The sequence below is a fragment of the Waddliaceae bacterium genome, assembly GCA_018694295.1.
GTDB lineage: Bacteria > Chlamydiota > Chlamydiia > Chlamydiales > JABHNK01 > JABHNK01.
Window position 1 is genome coordinate 1 of record JABHNK010000056.1, and the last position, 17,433, is coordinate 17,433.

16 protein-coding genes are annotated in these 17,433 nt (G+C 45.0%); 14 read left to right on the top strand and 2 right to left on the bottom strand.

Going from position 1 to position 17,433, the window contains the following annotated elements:
* Positions 1–249: 249 nt before the first annotated feature.
* The 3 genes from ybeY to rny all read left to right on the top strand — a co-directional run bounded on the left by ybeY (position 250) and on the right by rny (position 3,690).
* Positions 250–720, top strand: coding sequence for an rRNA maturation RNase YbeY (gene ybeY, locus HN980_06225; protein MBT6929066.1), 471 nt, complete (start codon positions 250–252; stop codon positions 718–720).
* Positions 717–2,033 (top strand): HlyC/CorC family transporter, encoded by a 1,317-nt coding sequence (locus HN980_06230; GenBank protein MBT6929067.1) that lies wholly within the window; start codon positions 717–719, stop codon positions 2,031–2,033. The genes ybeY and HN980_06230 overlap by 4 nt, the downstream gene beginning before the upstream one ends.
* Positions 2,034–2,145: 112 nt before the next feature.
* Positions 2,146–3,690: a ribonuclease Y gene (rny, locus tag HN980_06235; GenBank protein ID MBT6929068.1), complete on the top strand. Its 1,545-nt coding sequence runs from the start codon at positions 2,146–2,148 to the stop codon at positions 3,688–3,690.
* Between the two features lie 124 nt (positions 3,691–3,814).
* Here the strand turns inward: rny and HN980_06240 are convergent, their stop codons facing one another.
* The gene (locus HN980_06240) at positions 3,815–5,992 is read right to left on the bottom strand and encodes a hypothetical protein (protein MBT6929069.1); all 2,178 of its coding nucleotides are present in this window, start codon (positions 5,990–5,992) and stop codon (positions 3,815–3,817) included.
* Positions 5,993–6,293: 301 nt separating this feature from the next.
* On the opposite strand from HN980_06240, the gene HN980_06245 reads away from it, so the two are divergent.
* The 7 genes from HN980_06245 to ruvX (HN980_06275) all read left to right on the top strand — a co-directional run bounded on the left by HN980_06245 (position 6,294) and on the right by ruvX (HN980_06275) (position 14,291).
* The gene (locus HN980_06245; protein ID MBT6929070.1) at positions 6,294–8,180 is read left to right on the top strand and encodes a DUF3604 domain-containing protein; all 1,887 of its coding nucleotides are present in this window, start codon (positions 6,294–6,296) and stop codon (positions 8,178–8,180) included.
* A gap of 103 nt (positions 8,181–8,283) precedes the next feature.
* Positions 8,284–9,039 carry a 3-deoxy-manno-octulosonate cytidylyltransferase gene (gene kdsB / locus HN980_06250; GenBank protein MBT6929071.1) on the top strand — a complete coding sequence of 252 codons (756 nt, stop codon included), beginning with the start codon at positions 8,284–8,286 and terminating at the stop codon, positions 9,037–9,039.
* Entirely contained in the window at positions 9,015–10,619 is a 1,605-nt protein-coding gene (locus HN980_06255; GenBank protein ID MBT6929072.1) for a CTP synthase, read from the top strand. The genes kdsB and HN980_06255 overlap by 25 nt, the downstream gene beginning before the upstream one ends.
* Positions 10,620–10,838: 219 nt before the next feature.
* Entirely contained in the window at positions 10,839–11,291 is a 453-nt protein-coding gene (ruvX, locus tag HN980_06260) for a Holliday junction resolvase RuvX (GenBank protein MBT6929073.1), read from the top strand.
* Between the two features lie 388 nt (positions 11,292–11,679).
* Complete coding sequence (locus HN980_06265; GenBank protein MBT6929074.1) at positions 11,680–13,797, top strand: hypothetical protein; 2,118 nt, start codon at positions 11,680–11,682, stop codon at positions 13,795–13,797.
* A complete protein-coding gene (locus HN980_06270) occupies positions 13,794–13,913 on the top strand; it encodes a hypothetical protein (protein ID MBT6929075.1) in 120 nt (39 codons plus the stop codon). Before HN980_06265 ends, HN980_06270 begins: the two co-directional genes overlap by 4 nt.
* 285 nt (positions 13,914–14,198) lie before the next feature.
* Positions 14,199–14,291: a Holliday junction resolvase RuvX gene (gene ruvX / locus HN980_06275; protein MBT6929076.1), complete on the top strand. Its 93-nt coding sequence runs from the start codon at positions 14,199–14,201 to the stop codon at positions 14,289–14,291.
* 2 nt (positions 14,292–14,293) lie between these two features.
* On the opposite strand, the gene HN980_06280 is transcribed toward ruvX (HN980_06275), so the two are convergent.
* Positions 14,294–14,731, bottom strand: a complete 438-nt coding sequence (locus HN980_06280) for a hypothetical protein (GenBank protein ID MBT6929077.1) — start codon at positions 14,729–14,731, stop codon at positions 14,294–14,296.
* 99 nt (positions 14,732–14,830) lie between these two features.
* On the opposite strand from HN980_06280, the gene tsaD reads away from it, so the two are divergent.
* The 4 genes from tsaD (at position 14,831) to rpmG (ending at position 17,433) form a co-directional block, all read left to right on the top strand.
* Positions 14,831–15,880 (top strand): tRNA (adenosine(37)-N6)-threonylcarbamoyltransferase complex transferase subunit TsaD, encoded by a 1,050-nt coding sequence (gene tsaD / locus HN980_06285; protein MBT6929078.1) that lies wholly within the window; start codon positions 14,831–14,833, stop codon positions 15,878–15,880.
* A 10-nt stretch (positions 15,881–15,890) separates the two neighbouring features.
* Positions 15,891–16,388: a hypothetical protein gene (locus HN980_06290; protein MBT6929079.1), complete on the top strand. Its 498-nt coding sequence runs from the start codon at positions 15,891–15,893 to the stop codon at positions 16,386–16,388.
* A 110-nt stretch (positions 16,389–16,498) separates the two neighbouring features.
* Positions 16,499–17,125 carry a hypothetical protein gene (locus tag HN980_06295; GenBank protein ID MBT6929080.1) on the top strand — a complete coding sequence of 209 codons (627 nt, stop codon included), beginning with the start codon at positions 16,499–16,501 and terminating at the stop codon, positions 17,123–17,125.
* A gap of 152 nt (positions 17,126–17,277) precedes the next feature.
* On the top strand, positions 17,278–17,433 hold the full coding sequence (rpmG, locus tag HN980_06300; protein ID MBT6929081.1) for a 50S ribosomal protein L33: 156 nt from the start codon (positions 17,278–17,280) through the stop codon (positions 17,431–17,433).

Below are 17,433 nucleotides of genomic sequence, written 5' to 3' on the forward strand. Positions count from 1 at the left end.
ACTGATAATTGAAAAGGCTCCGTGGTAGTATATTCCGGATTTTTATATTATCTTTATGCCTATCACTTACCTTGCGCAACACCCACAATATAGAGAGCTTTATCTTTTTCTCTCTCTAACAAGAATTTTCGCGTAACATCAGTTATTTACTGTTGTATTCTAAGGCGTATCGTGTTATCTATTTTTATGTAGCGTAAATATTTTATTTGTGCTACCATAATATCTTGAAATTATGAGGTTTACATCTTTATGGAGATAGCTATACTCGACAGACAAGAGAATCTTGTCATAAACAGAAAAATTGTGACGTCAATCGTCCGCAATGTCATCGCCCTTGAGCAGCAGTGCTGCGACGAGGTTGCGGTACATTTCGTCGACACGCCTGAAATCTGCCGTTTGCACATACAATTTTTCAACGACCCAGCCCCCACAGACTGTATCTCGTTCCCCATCGACGGTGAAGACGATGACTACCGCGTTCTTGGCGAGGTTTTCGTATGTCCTGAGACGGCGATAGTATATTCTGTTGAGCATGGTGTCGACGTATATGAAGAACTGACGTTGTACATCATCCATGGATTGTTACATCTTCTTGGTTATGATGATATCAGCAACAAAGACAGGATCGCCATGCGTGTTGCTGAACAGCGTCATCTTGCCAACGTCAAGAGTAAAGGTCATATTCTTACGGGCACCAAAGAACAGCTTGTTGAGGCATAGTCGTGACACTGACATATGGTGTTCTTTCACTATTTTTCTTATCTGGGGCGTTCGTCCTTACGGCGGTAAGCTGTGCTTTCCGTGCTATACGCCTTCACCGTTCTAAGAAGAACCTCGATGCTCTTGAGAAGTTTTTCGTCTACAGCCGTCTTGCGCGTCTTTTTTCTAAGAACCACGACTTCGAAGCTCTTTTTTTTAGCACCCTCCTAGCAAAGAATATCATGCGCTTTGGCTTTGCCGCCAGCGTCGTCGTCATGGCGATATCGTTGACAGGAGGAATATTTTATATCGTAGCGGGTCTTATCGTATTCCTTTTCTTCGGAGACCTACTTCCGCGCCTTTGGGCACTGCATCATTATGATGCCGTCATACGCTTTTGCGGGCATCTTGCTTCGATGTTTTTGTTTATATGTCTTCCGCTTTCGTGGATATTTTTCAAGGTATCGCGTTCATTGACTTCAGGCAGTTCTCTTTTCTTCGAAACGGCAAATGGTGCCCCTATAAAACATGTAAAAGAGAAGATCCTCGAGATCTTAGAAGACGCCAAAGACAACGCCGACCTTGACGCCGACGAGAAGAAACTCATCACCTCTATTATCACCTTCAAAGACCGTATCACCCGCGAAGTTATGATCCCTCGCATAAAGATCTTCGGACTCGATGCCATCACTACCATCGAAGAAGCTACGAAACTCCTCAACGAAGAGGGCTACAGCAGGATACCTATATACCGTGACACCATAGACAACATCGTCGGCGTTCTTATGTACCGCGACATCCTAAATTACTACATCGCCCATGAAGGCTCTAAAGAGAAAGCTTCGCTAGAAGCCCCTGTCGATACGATAATGAAGCCAGCGCTATATGCCCCAGAGACGAAGAAAGTCTCAAGCCTTCTTAAGGAGTTCCGCAACAAACAGGTACATTTTGCTGTCGTCGTCGACGAATACGGCGGGACGTCGGGGATCGTCACCATAGAAGACATCCTAGAAGAGCTTGTCGGGGAGATCGCCGACGAATATGACGACGACGAAAAAGTCCTCTTCGCCATGCAGCCCGATGGCGATTGGATCGTCGATGCCAGCATGACAATCCTCGAGATCGAAGAGAAGCTCGGTCTCCATATCCCCCAAGATGGCGACTACGACACCATCGGAGGGTATATCTTCCACAGGTCAGGCACCATACCATCGCCGGGATTCGTCATCCACCACGATAACTTCGAAATCGAAGTCTTGAAGTCCTCCGACCGCTGCGTCGAACAGGTGCGCATCACACCACCCATCGTCACCAATGAAAGCGTAGAGGAATAGCGTAGAGCGTTTAGAAAAGACTAGCAAATAGGAATATACTACCACGGAGCCACGGAGAGCACGGAGAACAAAAGTTTAAAAAAATTGATCACTGGTCACTGTAAAAGGGGTTATTATTTTGGCACATATTGTAGGTAGTATAGGGTTTGTGTTGGGAGGTATAGCCGTATGGGTGTACCATCGTCTTACCGCCGGTGGATACCAACGTCTCGCCGACGATATCATTGGCAAGGCAGAGCTTGAAGTCGAAGCATTACGTCATAAGCACGAACTCGACATAAAGCATAAGGAGCAAGAATACCGCAAAGATGTCGAGAAGAAGCTGGAAAACGACATCAAAAACGTACGCGTTGCCGAGGAGCGGATACGCATACGTGAAGACAAGCTAGAAGATCGACGCCATGCTTTTGACAAGAAGGTTTATGGCGTAGAGAAACGCGAAGAGCAACTATCGGCATACAAAAAATCCCTCGCAGATAAAGAAGCGCGACTTTCCGAACGTGAAACGTCTGTTACTTCCGAGGTCGAGCGTCTTGCTGGCGTTTCTCGTGGCGAGGCCCGCGACATCATTCTTAAGAAGGTTGAAGATAACGTAAACAACGATGCTGCCGCCTTAACACGCCGCATCGTCGACAACGCCAAGGAACACGCCGACCGTGAGGCCAACAAAGTCATCGTCACTGCCATCGGACGTCTTGCCGTACCTTGTGTCTCAGATGCTGCTATCGCTGCCGTCCCTATTCCCAACGACGAGATGAAGGGACGTATCATCGGCAGGGAAGGCAGGAACATCAGGGCTCTAGAGCATGCCACAGGAGCGAATTTCATCATCGACGACACCCCCAATGCCGTCGTTATCTCGACCTTCGACGCCGTAAGGAAAGAAGTCGCCAAGATCGCCCTTACAGAGCTCATCGCCGACGGTCGCATACACCCTACGCGTATCGAAGAAGTCGTCGCCAAGGCACAGCACTCTGTCGAGCGGCAGATAAAAGACAGCGGAGAAGACGCCGCCATGAGCAGCGGGGCGCTGAATCTACACCCCGAGATCGCCTCCCTTCTTGGCAAGCTGAAATTCCGGTATAGCTTCGGACAGAACGCCCTAGACCACAGCATCGAAGTGTCACGCCTTATGGGTATCATGGCAGCAGAACTCGGCCTCGACGTCGACATCGCCAAGAGGATAGGTATCCTCCACGACATCGGAAAAGCCGTCGCCCACGACCACGAAGGGTCACATGCTAATATTGGCGCAGACATCGCCAAGAAATATGGCGAAGACGACGCCATCGTCAATGGTATCCGCTGCCACCACGAAGAGACTCCCCCATCGTCATTAGAAGCGGCATTATGCTCCGCAGCAGACGCCATATCAGCAGCACGCCCAGGCGCCCGCGTCGAAGCCGTCGACCACTACTTAAAAAGGCTGAAAAACCTCGAAGATATCGCATACAAATTCCCCGGCGTAGAGAAAGCATACGCTATGCAGGCAGGCAGAGAGATACGCGTAATGCTTATGCCCGAGATGATCGACGACGCCGGAAGCATAAACATCGCCCGCGACCTCGCCAACAACATCAAAGCTGAGCTGTCATACCCCGGCAAAATAAAAGTCACTGTAATCCGAGAAAAACGCACCATCGAATACGCCACGTAGATAACGGATAGTTATAGCGTATAGCAACGCTATTCCTATACGCTATAAGAAGACTCCTAACTATTTAATAAGACTTCTCAATACGCCTCTTAAAATATTAAGTATAGCATCAGCATAACTTTTATCACTTTCCGTCAGTCTTTTGTCTGATAAGACTTCTCAATACGCCTCTTAAAATATTAAGTATAGCATCAGCATAACTTTTATCACTTTCCGTCAGTCTTTTGTCTGATAATAGTTTATTTAATAATCCTATAAAGAATTCGAGCTTGTCATTATTTTTTAAATCTTTAGCTGCATAGAATATCGCCCTAAAAACTTTTTTAGAGTCTTCTGAAATAAAGCCAGGAATAAGTAATAGCTTTGATAATAACTTTTTCTGCCGATCTTCATCGGCGCGTTCGTCTGCTGACACAATAGTGTTGATAACATGAACAGCAAGCTCATTATAGACTTTGGAGCTAAGTTCTGGGATATTATCACGAAATAATAATTTCGTTAACATCTCTACAAAAAACCTTTCTTTCTCTGTGCGTTCCGGCTGTTTACAATTTTGAATTGCGACAAAAATTTCTTGGACAAGACTTTGGTAGTCACCCGAAATAAAACCTGGGCAAAACTCTATTATCGTTGATAACAATTCTTTTTGTTTGTCTTCATCAGCACGCTTACTCTTTTCTGATACGGGACTATTTTCGATAGCTTCAATAGCGCATACTGCAACTTTTGTATAAATTCCGGATATATAGGAAGGTGGACAACTAGACATCATCCTTAACAATGCTCTAAAAAGAGTGTCTTGGTTTTTTGAATACTCTATACTATGATCAATATCGTCTACAATATGCTCAACATCGTCTTCGTCTTCAGCAGCGATCCATGCTAGAATCCGTTTTTGAATCTCTGCCTCTTCGCGCCATAGTTGAATTGGTACTTCTTTGTCATCTTTTGTAATCTGTTCTTGAATCTCTGCTAGAATCCGTCTTTGAACACCTGCTTCGTCGATCCATGCTTGACGCTTTGTTTTTTCGCAATCTGCTTGAATCAGTTTTTTAATCTCTGCTTGAATAAATCGTATGCGTGATTCTTGGGTCGATTCCCGTTCCAACTCTTGAATCTGCGCTTTAATCTGTGCTTGAATCACAGAGATAATACTATCGGCAAACTTTCCATGCGATTCTTCAATAAAATTAGTGGCAGTTATTAATCTCGACAATGCCGTTAAAAGAAAGTCTTTTCTCCTGAGATCAACATCGCCTGCGCGAAGCGAAGAAATAATCGGAGAAACAATCTGACAACGATCGCCGTTGTCCAACCCTTCACTAACCAATATTGGTAATGTATTTAAAAGAATATTGATGTCATCCATTCTACTTTCTCGCAATGGCATTGCGTTTATCTCGTCAATAATAATCTTTGAAATCTTTATACGACTATCTGAGCTTAAATTACGACAAGATGCTAGCTGTAATGCTGCCTTTGCAACTTTTGTTGAAACGCTCTCTTCTCCTGGTAACATTACATTTTTTCTTGGCGAAGTTATTGCAAAGGCAAGCATCTCAACAAGAGTCTGATAATACTCTGAGCTTAAATCATGATGCGATGATGCTAGGTCTAATACTACATCCACAATAGTATTTTTATAAGCGAGTGCCTCTATTCCAGCATATCGCATCCTTTTATCAATTTCCCTCTTACGAAAAGTCTTCGTAATTTTGAGTCTTTTAATTATGCCTTTATTCATATCTCTAGTGATTTCTATTTTAGGGCTCAAAGACATCAGCTCATTAGAAAGTTTTTCGTGCTGGTTCACAACAATTATTTTCATTTCCCTAGCCATATCGAAAATCACTTTCAGATTATCAATTTGAGTTAAATCCAAGGTTTTAACTTGAGTTTCAAAAGCTTGTTCCAGCTCTTCAATCCTGCCAAAAAATGCGCCTACTTTTTCTTCCATTTTGTCTTTAGCTTTTATTAGATCTGTAGTTTCATATTCCTCGGGGAGCTTAGTTCTGTCAATAGATTCGCCTTTAATAAAAAATAGTCGTTCGTTTATTTCCTTGAAAGCTACTCGTGAAACTTTTGATCTCTTGGCTTGATCATCCACTCGTTTAATTTCCAGTCTTTTTCGTTTTGTGCCGCTTATTCTAATTATTCTAGCATCGTCTGGAATAGCTGCTGATACTTCTGAAAGAATTGCGACTGCTGGAGAAGCTGAAGGAGCTATTGGAAGAGCTGTAACGTCTGGAAGCGCTGGCGGTTCTAAAATAACTGGGCCTTCATTAATCCTTGGTGCCGTCATATTTATACATCCTAATTTTGAATTTTATTTAAAAAAGTATTATAAGTCATTAAGGATTAAAACACAAGGATTAGTGAACTCGGAATTCGAAATAGGATTTTCTACCACGGAGCCACGGAGAACACAGAGAAAAAGAACTGGCAAAGGATAGGTCGCAATCACGGGTTAAACTTTTGTTCTCCGTGACCTCCGTGGCTCCGTGGTAGTATATTCCTATACGCTATTTTTATTGTCCTTGAAAGTATATGTCCACCACGATACAATGTTATGATTCAGTCAACCGTTTATGTGAGGAATATTTATGCGCCGATCTATATGTTATTGCGAGCCTAGTGTTGCTCATGCTGGAGAAGTTTCGACTTGGGAGTTCGTCTATACAACGGGCACCACTCTTCATGCTGGCGCGAAGTTAAAATTCGATATCATGAGTGCTGGCAGGGACATCGACTGGGGTATTCCTAGTGTAAACATTAAGAACAAGAGCAATATTATATACGCCTATCTTAAGGACGGAAAGCCCATCGCCGCGGAGAAGGTCGAGGTTGCCGACAGCTTCGTCCCGCAGTTCGAGTTCACCCTTCCTTCGGACCTAAAGGCCGGCAAAACCATCAAGATCGTCATTGGCAGCCCCAAAGGTTCTTCTGATAAGAGCAAGAAGCCTACAGGGACGGTATGCCAGACGACAGCACAGCGTCGCAGAGCGTTTTTGCTATACGTCGACCCTACCGGTGAAGGCGACTACAAAGACCCTGAGACTTTCACTATAGACATCAAGGGCAACGTCCTAGAAAATATCAGGATATTGACGCCTTCGTTTGTTATAAGGAACAAAAGGTTTGACGTCATTGCCCGCTTTGAAGACGAGCATGGCAACCTTACAAGCCTTGCTCCAGAGGACACCCTCATCGAGCTGACGTACAAACATATCAGGGAGAACCTCAATTGGAAGCTTTTCATCCCGGAGACAGGTTTCATCACCCTTCCGAACTTATATTTCAACGAGCCCGGAATTTATTCTATAGAGCTTCGCAACCTTTCGACTGAAGAGTCTTTCTTCTCTCCGCCGATAAAATGCTTCGCAGAAAATAATGAAGAGCATCTTTTCTGGGGGCTTCTCCATGGAGAGTCTGAGCGCGTCGACTCTACAGAGAACATAGAAAATTGCTTGCGGCATTTCCGTGACGAAAAGGCTTACAACTTCTATGCAACATCGTGTTTCGAGAACCTCGACGAGACGCCCAACGACATATGGCGTCTGATATCGCAGAACGTCGCGGAGTTCAACGAAGACGACAGGTTCGTAAACATCTTGGGCTTCCAATGGCGTGGCGATCCAGGAAAAGAAGGTATAAGGAACATAATCTACAGCGGCGACAACAAAGCCTTGCTGAGGAAAAAAGAGACGAAAAACAACACGCTACGGAAGATATACAAAAGCTTCAATCCCGGAGATATAATAAGCGTCCCGTCTTTTACTATGGGCAAAGGTCATCATTATAATTTCGAGAACTACAACAGCGAATTCGAGCGTGTCGTAGAGATATACAACGCCTGGGGATCTTCTGAGTGTACAGAAAAAGAAGGAAACCCTCTAGCTATAGGCTGTGAAGGACGCAAAGGCGTCAAGCCGGCCGTTGATGGCTCTATAGAAAAAGCCCTGAAAAACAATTGCCGCTTTGGCTTCGTCGCTGGCGGTCTCGACGACAGAGACCTTTATGGCGAATTCTACGACAGCGACCAATATCAATACACTCCAGGTCTTACTGCTATAATCGCCAAGGAATACTCCCGCGATTCTTTGATGGAGGCTCTTTTCAACAGATCATGCTATGCCACCACTGGAGAGCATATCATCCTAGGATTCACAATCGTCGGCGCTCCTATGGGATCGGAGATCAACACCAAGGACAAGCCTGGCCTTGCCGTCAACAGACACATCAGCGGCTATGTCGCCGGCACCGAGACAATAAGAACTATCGAGATAATCAGAAACGGCAAGGTCATCGAAACCTTCGAACCCGACGATACCGATGAGTTCGAGTTCACCTACGACGATATGACGCCGATAGAAAAAGTCACCATCGACGGCGGAAGAGGCAAGCCTGACTTCGCATACTACTATGTCCGTGTAACACAAGACGACGACCATATGGCCTGGAGCTCGCCGATATGGGTGGATAGTCAGTGATCAGTGACCAGTTAACGCTGCTACCTTTGATTGCAGCCACTTTTTCTGTTTTTTGTTATTTTTTTCTTGAAAACAAGAGCGTTTTATCATATACTACCGTTACATGAAGGACAACAGTCTTAAGACAATAGGTATTATTCCGGCACGATATGGGAGCACACGCTTTCCCGGAAAACCTTTGGCTCTCATCGCCGGGGTATCACTAATACAAAGAACATACGAAAATGCTGTACGCTGTGGCTGCTACGATAAGCTCCTCGTCGCCACCGACGATGCCAGGATATACGACCACGTCAAAGGTTTCGGCGGCGAAGTCATTATGACTTCAGAACAATGTCCTACCGGCACAGACCGTGTCCTCGAAGCCGCCAACACCCTCGAAGCCCTTGACGACAACGATATCATCGTAAACGTCCAAGCCGACGAGCCGCTCCTTGGCGAAGGCGTCGTCCCCGCTCTCGTTAATGCCCTCAACAGCGATGCCGACGTTGCAACGCCGGTGACGGCACTTCCCGAAGAAGACATCGACGACCCTTCCGTTGTAAAATGTGTCATCGGTACTGACGGCATGGCGTTATCTTTCAGCAGGAAGATCGCCCCCCACGACGACAAAGGCACAACACCGACATATTACAAGCATCTGGGGATATATGCCTTCAGATACCATTTCCTCAAGGAATTCGCCACGCTAGCGCCGACGCCATTACAGCAGGCAGAAGACCTTGAGCAGTTAAAAATTTTAGAACACGGGCACGCCATCGCCATTGCTATCGTCGAAGACGATGGTATCGGTGTCGACACCCCAGAAGACATAACAAAGGTAGAAAAAATATTATGCAGACAAAATATATCTTCGTAACAGGCGGGGTGATATCATCCCTAGGAAAAGGTTTAACGGCAGCGTCGATAGGAACGCTTCTCGAGGCCAAAGGCTTCAAGATCGCTATGATGAAGCTCGACCCGTACCTCAACGTCGATCCCGGGACGATGAGTCCTTTCCAGCATGGCGAGGTATATGTCACCGACGATGGTGCCGAGACAGACCTCGACCTCGGACACTATTATCGCTATACCAACTCTCCGCTGTCGAAAGTCTCTAACACAACGTCTGGGCAGATATACGATACGGTAATAAAAAAAGAGCGCCGTGGCGACTACCTCGGCAAGACGGTACAGGTGATACCACATATCACCAACGAGATAAAGCGTCGTATCAAAGCATGTAGCAAGCAGGAAAAAGGCATCGACATCGTCCTCGTTGAGATCGGCGGCACCGTCGGCGACATCGAGGCCATGCCATTCTTAGAAGCCATAAGGCAGTTTCGCTATGACAATCGCGACGACTGCATAAACGTCCACCTAACATATGTTCCTTTCCTCGAAGCCGCCGGAGAGACGAAGACCAAGCCGACACAGCATTCTACACAGGCATTGCGTAGCATAGGGATATCTCCCGACATGATAATATGCCGAAGCAAGAAGACCCTCGTTTCCGACGACAAAGAGAAGATAAGCCTTTTCTGTAATGTCCCCCGTGAAGCTGTCATCGACGCTATAGACGTAAAACATAGCGTCTATGAGGTGCCACTACTTCTACACAAACAAAATACCGATAGCATAATATGCAGGCTCCTTGGCATAAAAGATCGTGCTGCCAACATTAAGAGCTGGGAGAAGCTCGTCGACACCATAAAGAAAAGCACGTCGAAGACTGTCACCGTCGGCGTCGTAGGGAAATACATCCGCCATTGTGACGCTTATAAGTCAATATTCGAAGCACTATACCACAGCGCTACTGATGCAGGTTATAAACTTGAGATAAAGACCTTCGAATCGCATAAAGTCGAAGACTACAAAACTATCGAAGAGACAATAGGCGGCTGCGACGGGTATCTCGTCCCCGGCGGCTTCGACACGCGCGGCTGGGAAGGAAAACTCCTTACGGCGCGATACTGCCGAGAGAATAAGATACCATATTTCGGGATATGCCTAGGGATGCAGGCGCTCGTAGTAGAATACGCCCGCAACGTCGCTGGCATAAAGAAAGCGAACTCTACGGAGATGGACGCCAAAACATCAGCGCCAGTGATATCATTGCTAAGCGAGCAGCGTAACGTCGAAGACCTCGGCGGAACGATGCGCCTAGGAGCATATCCTTGCGTCTTGAAAAAAGGTACTAAAGCCTTCGAGGCGTATGGCAAGGAAGATATCAGCGAAAGACACCGACATCGCTACGAATTCAACAACGAATACAAGAAAACCCTCGAAGACAAAGGTCTTGTCATCTCGGGGATATACAAAAAAGACAACCTTTGTGAGATAGCGGAAGTTCCAGAACATCCGTGGATGGTCGGCGTGCAGTATCATCCGGAATTTAAATCGAAACCAACAGAGCCGCATCCGATGTTCAAAGAATTTGTTAAGGCGATGGTAAATTAGTTCGGAGTTCGGAGTAGGATTTTTCTACCACGGAGCCACGGAGTTCACGGAGAAAGAGAACTTGCTGGGGGACTCTCCCCCAGACCCCCGTTAGAAACGAAAAATGGTGAATGGTGAATGCGTTCATCGGGGTTCTAGGGGTGAAACCCCTAGCCAGCCTGTTTTTCTCTCCGTGCCTCCGTGGTAGAAATTGGGGCTTGTGGTTCTATCGTAAAAAAAATGAGATCAATTATGGCAACAAGGATAGTAGGGATAGATTTTGGGATGGCACGAATAGGCGTCGCTATCTCCGACGTTATGAAGATCATAGCATCGCCATTGGCTACTGTAAAGGTAGTGAAACCCTCGGAGAAGACGGTTTACAGCGTCATTGAGACTATACGTAAAGCCGAGAAAGACACCGGCGACACCGTAGAAAAAGTTGTTATCGGCCTCCCCTACAAGATGAACGGAACCTTGGGGCTTATGGGCGACGAAGTCAAACACTTCGCCGAGCAGCTCGAAAGTAAGATGGGAATTCCCGTGGTATTGTGGGACGAACGATTTACTACAGTACAGGCCGAGCGCGCTATGCGCGAAGCCAATATGTCACGAAAAAAACGCTCCAAAATCATCGACGTCACCAGCGCCATCGTCATACTACAAAGTTTTTTAGCTCATCTTACGTGTTGATCTTGCCCCAGTTTTTTCACAATATTGGCTATTGCGTAAGGTCATTGTTCAATAAAAAATCGCCCAGTCTTTGAAAAATTTCCACTAAAAAATATCTGCTGATAAACTGATGTTACGCTCTAATCTTGCTTTAGTGGTGTTCGGGTCTAAATAGTTGACAATATAACAACTAAATAGTTATACCAAAATTAATAACTGATGTTACGCGCTAATCTTGCTTTAGTGGCGTAGCGAAAGGGATGAGATGTAAGTATTCCGACGAGCCAAGCTCAGATAGAGATGGACGAGGAGGAATACGCAACAGATCGCCCTTGAAGCACGCCAATAAAGTGAGAGTAGTGCGTAAGGTCAGTTAATATAGCAACAAACAGAGAAGAGGAAAGTTTTTATGCCGTTATCACCAATAATACCAGAAGATGGTTTACCTGATCAACATTCCGTCGGAAATGAAAGACATCAAACCGGTAATATTCAAGGACATGATGTCATACAGCTGCCAACAAGAGGTAGTAGAATATCGAGTTTTATAACCAGGTTGCCTAATCGTGCATTAAACGCAATTCGATGGCCTATCGCTAAAGTTAAGAGGCATCGTTTACACAACCGTCTGGCAACTATAAGTACAATGTCGGACCCATTATGCCAAGTCCAAGCCATAAAATCCTTTCTCGAGGCAGTAAACAAGTTGCCGAACAGTGAAGATAAATCGGCACTGTATACACAGATTGCCCCTCTTATTCAAGCGCTACAGGCAGCTATAAGGGACATATCAGACATAAATCAACAAGACCGAACCATAAAATCCTTTCTCGAGGCATTAAAAGCGTTGCCGGGAAGTGAAGATAGGGGGCCTCTTCTGCAGGCGGTAACAGCAACTATAATGACCATATCAAGACAAGACTACCAATACCAATACATAATATACTTTCTCGATACAGTAAACGCGTTGCCGAACAGTGAAGATAGAGTGCCCCCTCTGCAAGCGCTATCGACAGTTATAATGGCAATGTCAGACCCAAAAAGACAAAGCGCAATCATAAAAGACTTTCTCGAAGCAGTAAACGCGTTGCCGGACAGTGAAGATAAATCGGCACTGCATACACAGAGTATCCCTCTTCTGCAGGCGCTACCGGCAGCTATAGAGGCAATGTCAGACCCATACAACCAAAGCCAAGCCATACGATCCTTTCTCAAGGCAGTAAACGAGTTGCCGGGCATTGAAGATAAACAGGAACTGTATACACAGATTATCCCTCTTCTGCAGGCGATACCGGCAGCTATAGGGGAAATGTCAGGCACAGACGACCAACACGAAGCCATACGACTTTTTCGCAATTCAGTAAGCGCGTTGCCGGACAGTGAAGATAAGACGAATCTTCTGCAGGCAGTAGAGAATCTACTATTACTTGAAGATTCGTTGGGAAAAGCTACATCTATAGCAATTAACGAAACAATTTTACGCGAAAGCCCTTTAGACGTGCTTAGTGCAATAGTAGCCAGATGTTCCAACGCATTTGAAGTTACACTTATCAGCGCGGACGGCAAGGCTTCTCCCGGTCAAGATGCGGGCGGGCTAAGACGTCATGTAGTAAGCAATATTTTTACGTCATTACTAGCCAAGGGGCAGCTTCTAAGGGAAAAGGAAGATAGTAGTATCGTATTAGCATCGTCGCCCGATACAAATATGGAGCACTTTAAACAATTAGGTCAGCTTTTATCATATGTTTATACAAGTGGCTGTTTCATCGGGAATGCATTGCCTCAAGAACTATTTACAATTTTGTCGGCATTATCATCGAGCGATTATCAACAGTTAAAAGATCCTCTTCCAGACTCACTAATACTAACAATTCAGGGAAATAGAGAGGGCTATTATTTTCTACGAACCTGCGTGGAGAACTCTAGTGATGGCGAGAACATCAACTTGGATGGATTAAATAAGCTAACAAAAGATTTTATAAAACACCTCCTAGGGCGAGAATCGCTCCCAGAGTCTTTAACGATCAAAGAGCTTGCAGCGCGTGTCTTGCAAGATGAAAACATTAAAGCTTATGTAAATAAAATAAAATCTATTGCCATTGGTATGTATGAGCGCTTAGGGGATGAACGTTTAAAAGAATTCGCCGGTGTGGCTGGTGGAGAACAAAAATTACATGATAACATCGAAGGTGCAATCACGCCCCAATCACTTATAAAGGCCCTTACATGGAGATCAGTGGGTGAATCAGTGAATGAACATGAAAAAAAACATATGGAAACTTGGATACAACAACATCCCGACCGTATATCGAATTTTATTCTTGCTGTCACAGGCAGTAGAGCGCTAGGTCCAACAACAACTATAACAATCAGTCTTAAAAGAGGTGATGAGTTTAGTCTACCTAGCAGTCATACCTGTTCTAGGGAGCTGGTTTTGCCGGATTATGACACGCAAAAAGTTTTTAATGAAAAAATGCAATTGTTTATAGATGAGGGCTTGGCGGGAACAGGGTTTCAAGTCATATAATAAAAGACAACCTCTGTGAGATCGCCGAAGTAAAAGAGCATCCGCGGATGGTTGGCGTGCAGTATCATCCTGAGTTTACCAACAGAACCGCATCCGATGTTCAAAGAGTTCGTTAATTCGATGATAAATTAGTTCGGAGTTCGGAGTAGGAATTTTTTACCACAGAGCCACAGAGTGCACAGAGAGTAAAAAGAATTCGGCTGGGGGAGCCTCCCCCAGACCCCCGTTTTTGAACGGTGAGCGATGAAACGGTGAGCTTTTTAAAGTCCTCGGGGTTCTAGGGGTGAAACCCCTAGCCAGCCCTACGCCTCTCTGTGTTCTCCGTGGCTCTGTGGTAAAAATTGGGGTTCGGGGTTCGGAGTTCTTTGCTCTGTGGTGAAAAAAGAGAAAAACGGCTTTTTATGAAAACAAGAATAGTAGGGATAGATTTTGGGATGGCGCGGATAGGCGTCGCTATCTCCGACGTTATGAAGATATTGGCATCGCCATTGTAATACTACAAAGCTTCCTGGATGCTTGCTAGTTGTTCAAAAGACGAAGACGCTTTTTCAAAAACTTCTACGATCTTGAATAAAAGTTCTTTTATTTTTTCATTACAACATTCATCGATACCTTCAATATCTTTAGCGGAATGTTCCGTTAATGTCGTCTTCCTTGTCCTTATTATCTGTTTAATCAGGTCTCTCGCCGCATCTCTTACAACGCGGAAATCTTCTTTCATAAAAGGGTTGCTATGAGCGCCTCTATAATCAAGCTCTTTATCCAAAGCAACGAGCTGTCTCTCTGTGGCTTTTGCTTGACTTCGTATTCTCGCACATATTTTTGTTGCATTATTGAAACCCAAAGAGCCTTTCTCATACTGTAAACTATCAATATCCCCCCATCCAAATGTTTCGGTGTTAAGCCCTATAACAAAATTATTTATTGGCATCATATATTCTATACCTCCTTTTAACCCATTATTATGTCTAATTATATAGATAAAAATCTTTCGTTATAGTATAATTACTGCCACAAATAAAGGAAACTCTTTATGACGCTAGTATTAGGAATAGAAAGCACATGTGACGACACAGGATGCGCCGTAGTTCGCGACGGCGTGGAGATACTCTCTAACGTCGTATCTTCGCAGATCGACATCCACAATGCCTTCGGCGGCGTCGTCCCCGAGCTCGCCTCTCGCCACCATATTGATATCATCATCCCCGTTATACAGAAAGCCCTCGAAGACGCCAATGTCACCCTCGACGATATAGGCCTCTTCGCCGTAGCAAAAGGCCCCGGACTTATAGGTTCTCTTCTTATCGGCCTCAACGCCGCAAAAGCTCTGGCTTTCGCCACAAAAAAGCCTTTCGTCGGCGTCAACCATGTCGAAGCACACCTTTACGCCGCTATGATGCCTGCTATTGAAAAATTGGTATTCCCACTGCTGGGCGTTGTCATCTCGGGAGGACACACCTTCCTAGCACGTATCGACGCCATTGGAGAATATACTATAATAGGCACTACCGTCGACGATGCCATCGGCGAAGCCTTCGACAAAGCAGCGAAGATAATGGGACTCCCCTATCCTGGCGGCCCTGAGATCGAGAAACTCGCCATTAATGGCGACGCCAGCAGATACGACTTCAAGCCTTCCAAGATAAAAGGCAGGCCTTTCGACTTCTCCTTCAGCGGCCTCAAGACAAAAGTCCTATATACCGTGAAAGGTCAAAGCTCGCAGATGAAAAGCCCACTGATCATCGAAGAATCCGACAAGAAACACGTCGCTGCAGCGTTCCAAGAAGCTGCTTTCAGTGACATCATCGCAAAAGCATCGCTCGCCCTAGAGAAATACCCCGACATCAACGGCATCGTCTTCGGTGGTGGCGTAACCAATAACGACGCCATACGCGATATCGTAGCGAAGAAATTCCCTGAGACGCCGGTATTCTGGCCAGCGCGTGCCCTTACACAAGACAACGCCGCGATGATCGCCGGCCTTGGATACCACCACTATTCACAAGAGGGCGACGCCCTCGATCTCGAGCCCATGACACGTCTGGCCCTCGAAGACCTCGATAACACTTACAACAAAAAATAATAGGAAAATTATGAATTTTACAATAGAATCTTTTTTAAAAACCTCTGTATATTCCCGCGACGACGCCGCAATAGGATTGCAGCGATTTTCTCTCGAAACAGCAGCCTCAGCGGATTTAGCAGGCCTTTCGCGTAGCGATGAAAATGCGCCTAACCAACGCACCTCACGCGTTGCCCGACGTGCTGTAAAGTCTGGAAAAGCTGCAGGCGTCAAAAAAACTTCTATTATGAAAACACGATTTTTCTTTCAGACTGCACGGCGAGAAGAATATAAAGCTACGCTTGAAGCTGCTGTCTCTAAGCATCCCGACCAGTGGAAAAAAGTTGCAGAAGAACTACAAAGACAAGGGCTTTTTTTCGACAAAAATTTATCTTGCCTTGCTGATTGGAGCGAAAAACAATGGAAAAGTCTTGTTGCAAGCGTTCCTGAGTGGTCTCCGGAATTTGGCACTGTGCCAGTAGATTTTTCCTTAACAAAAGCTCAGATCGCACAACTAGGAAAACTATAATTCTTAGAACTGTCTCACCGACATCAAGAATTCCTTCGCCACTAGTACTAGGGTCTTTTCAGCAACCAAGAAAAAATCTTTTTACGGGGTCAACAATTCCTATCGAAAACTTGCTTCCTGAAGATACAGACTTCGATATCAAGTCAGAATTTTCTATTTCATATCATTATTTTGGTGACACTAAAGAATATATTATCAATTTTCCCAGTGGAACAATATTAAGATTTGATCACAAAACAAATAAAACATATCTACAAATTCCCCTCGGCTCTACATTAGTTGAAAAAGATGGGAATTTTTCGTTAACGATTCCTGAGGGATTCGAGATAATAAAAATTGAAGACGATTTTTATCTAGCTACAAAAGAGCCAACTAAATCATCAAGAAAGCGCAAAGCGCTTCTTACATCTGAGCGTGTTTCCAAGCCTAAAAGAAGAAAGCCATCAGACCACCCTTTTCGCCCCGAACACATTCGATGGCCTGTTGAAAGCAACGAGACTCTTATACAAATCGTTGGTGAGATTAGCGCTGACAGCTGGGAAGGCGTCGCCGAAAGAATTGAAATGTTGGCATTGACTAGCGCTCCGATGGAACAATACTTGAAAAGGCCTTGTACTACGTCGCTTGCTGAGCGATGCAAAGCACAATCTGAATTTCTTGGTCCATATTATCCAGAACAAACTTATTTAAACATAACAGCAGCAGCTTCCATTATTCCTACTAACCCTAAACCATAACATCACAAGACTACACAGAAATCAGGCGATTCTTGATAAAAGTCAAGATCAACGGTCAATAATGGGGTCTAGTGAAAAAATGTTGAATTTTATCGTGTGATCGTCTAAAATCATGCATTATTACGAAAAATCATGATCTTTGGAGATAAACCATGGCAAGCAAACGCAACAATATAAAGTTAAAAAGCACCGAAAGCTCAGAGTTCTACTATACTATCAAGAACAAGACGAACACCCCCGGAAGAATCGAGCGCAAGAAATATGACAAGACAGTGAAGCGTCACGTCGTCTTCAAAGAAACAAAATAA

Bases quoted from the DNA above. Each gene is read 5' to 3' on its own strand.
- HN980_06240 (MBT6929069.1), bottom strand. From the start codon at position 5,992: ATGACGGCACCAAGGATTAATGAAGGCCCAGTTATTTTAGAACCGCCA.
- HN980_06280 (MBT6929077.1), bottom strand. From the start codon at position 14,731: ATGATGCCAATAAATAATTTTGTTATAGGGCTTAACACCGAAACATTT.
- HN980_06255 (MBT6929072.1), top strand. From the start codon at position 9,015: ATGCAGACAAAATATATCTTCGTAACAGGCGGGGTGATATCATCCCTA.
- tsaD (MBT6929078.1), top strand. From the start codon at position 14,831: ATGACGCTAGTATTAGGAATAGAAAGCACATGTGACGACACAGGATGC.
- HN980_06290 (MBT6929079.1), top strand. From the start codon at position 15,891: ATGAATTTTACAATAGAATCTTTTTTAAAAACCTCTGTATATTCCCGC.
- rpmG (MBT6929081.1), top strand. From the start codon at position 17,278: ATGGCAAGCAAACGCAACAATATAAAGTTAAAAAGCACCGAAAGCTCA.
- HN980_06265 (MBT6929074.1), top strand. From the start codon at position 11,680: ATGCCGTTATCACCAATAATACCAGAAGATGGTTTACCTGATCAACAT.
- HN980_06245 (MBT6929070.1), top strand. From the start codon at position 6,294: ATGCGCCGATCTATATGTTATTGCGAGCCTAGTGTTGCTCATGCTGGA.
- ruvX (MBT6929073.1), top strand. From the start codon at position 10,839: ATGAGATCAATTATGGCAACAAGGATAGTAGGGATAGATTTTGGGATG.
- kdsB (MBT6929071.1), top strand. From the start codon at position 8,284: ATGAAGGACAACAGTCTTAAGACAATAGGTATTATTCCGGCACGATAT.
- ybeY (MBT6929066.1), top strand. From the start codon at position 250: ATGGAGATAGCTATACTCGACAGACAAGAGAATCTTGTCATAAACAGA.
- ruvX (MBT6929076.1), top strand. From the start codon at position 14,199: ATGAAAACAAGAATAGTAGGGATAGATTTTGGGATGGCGCGGATAGGC.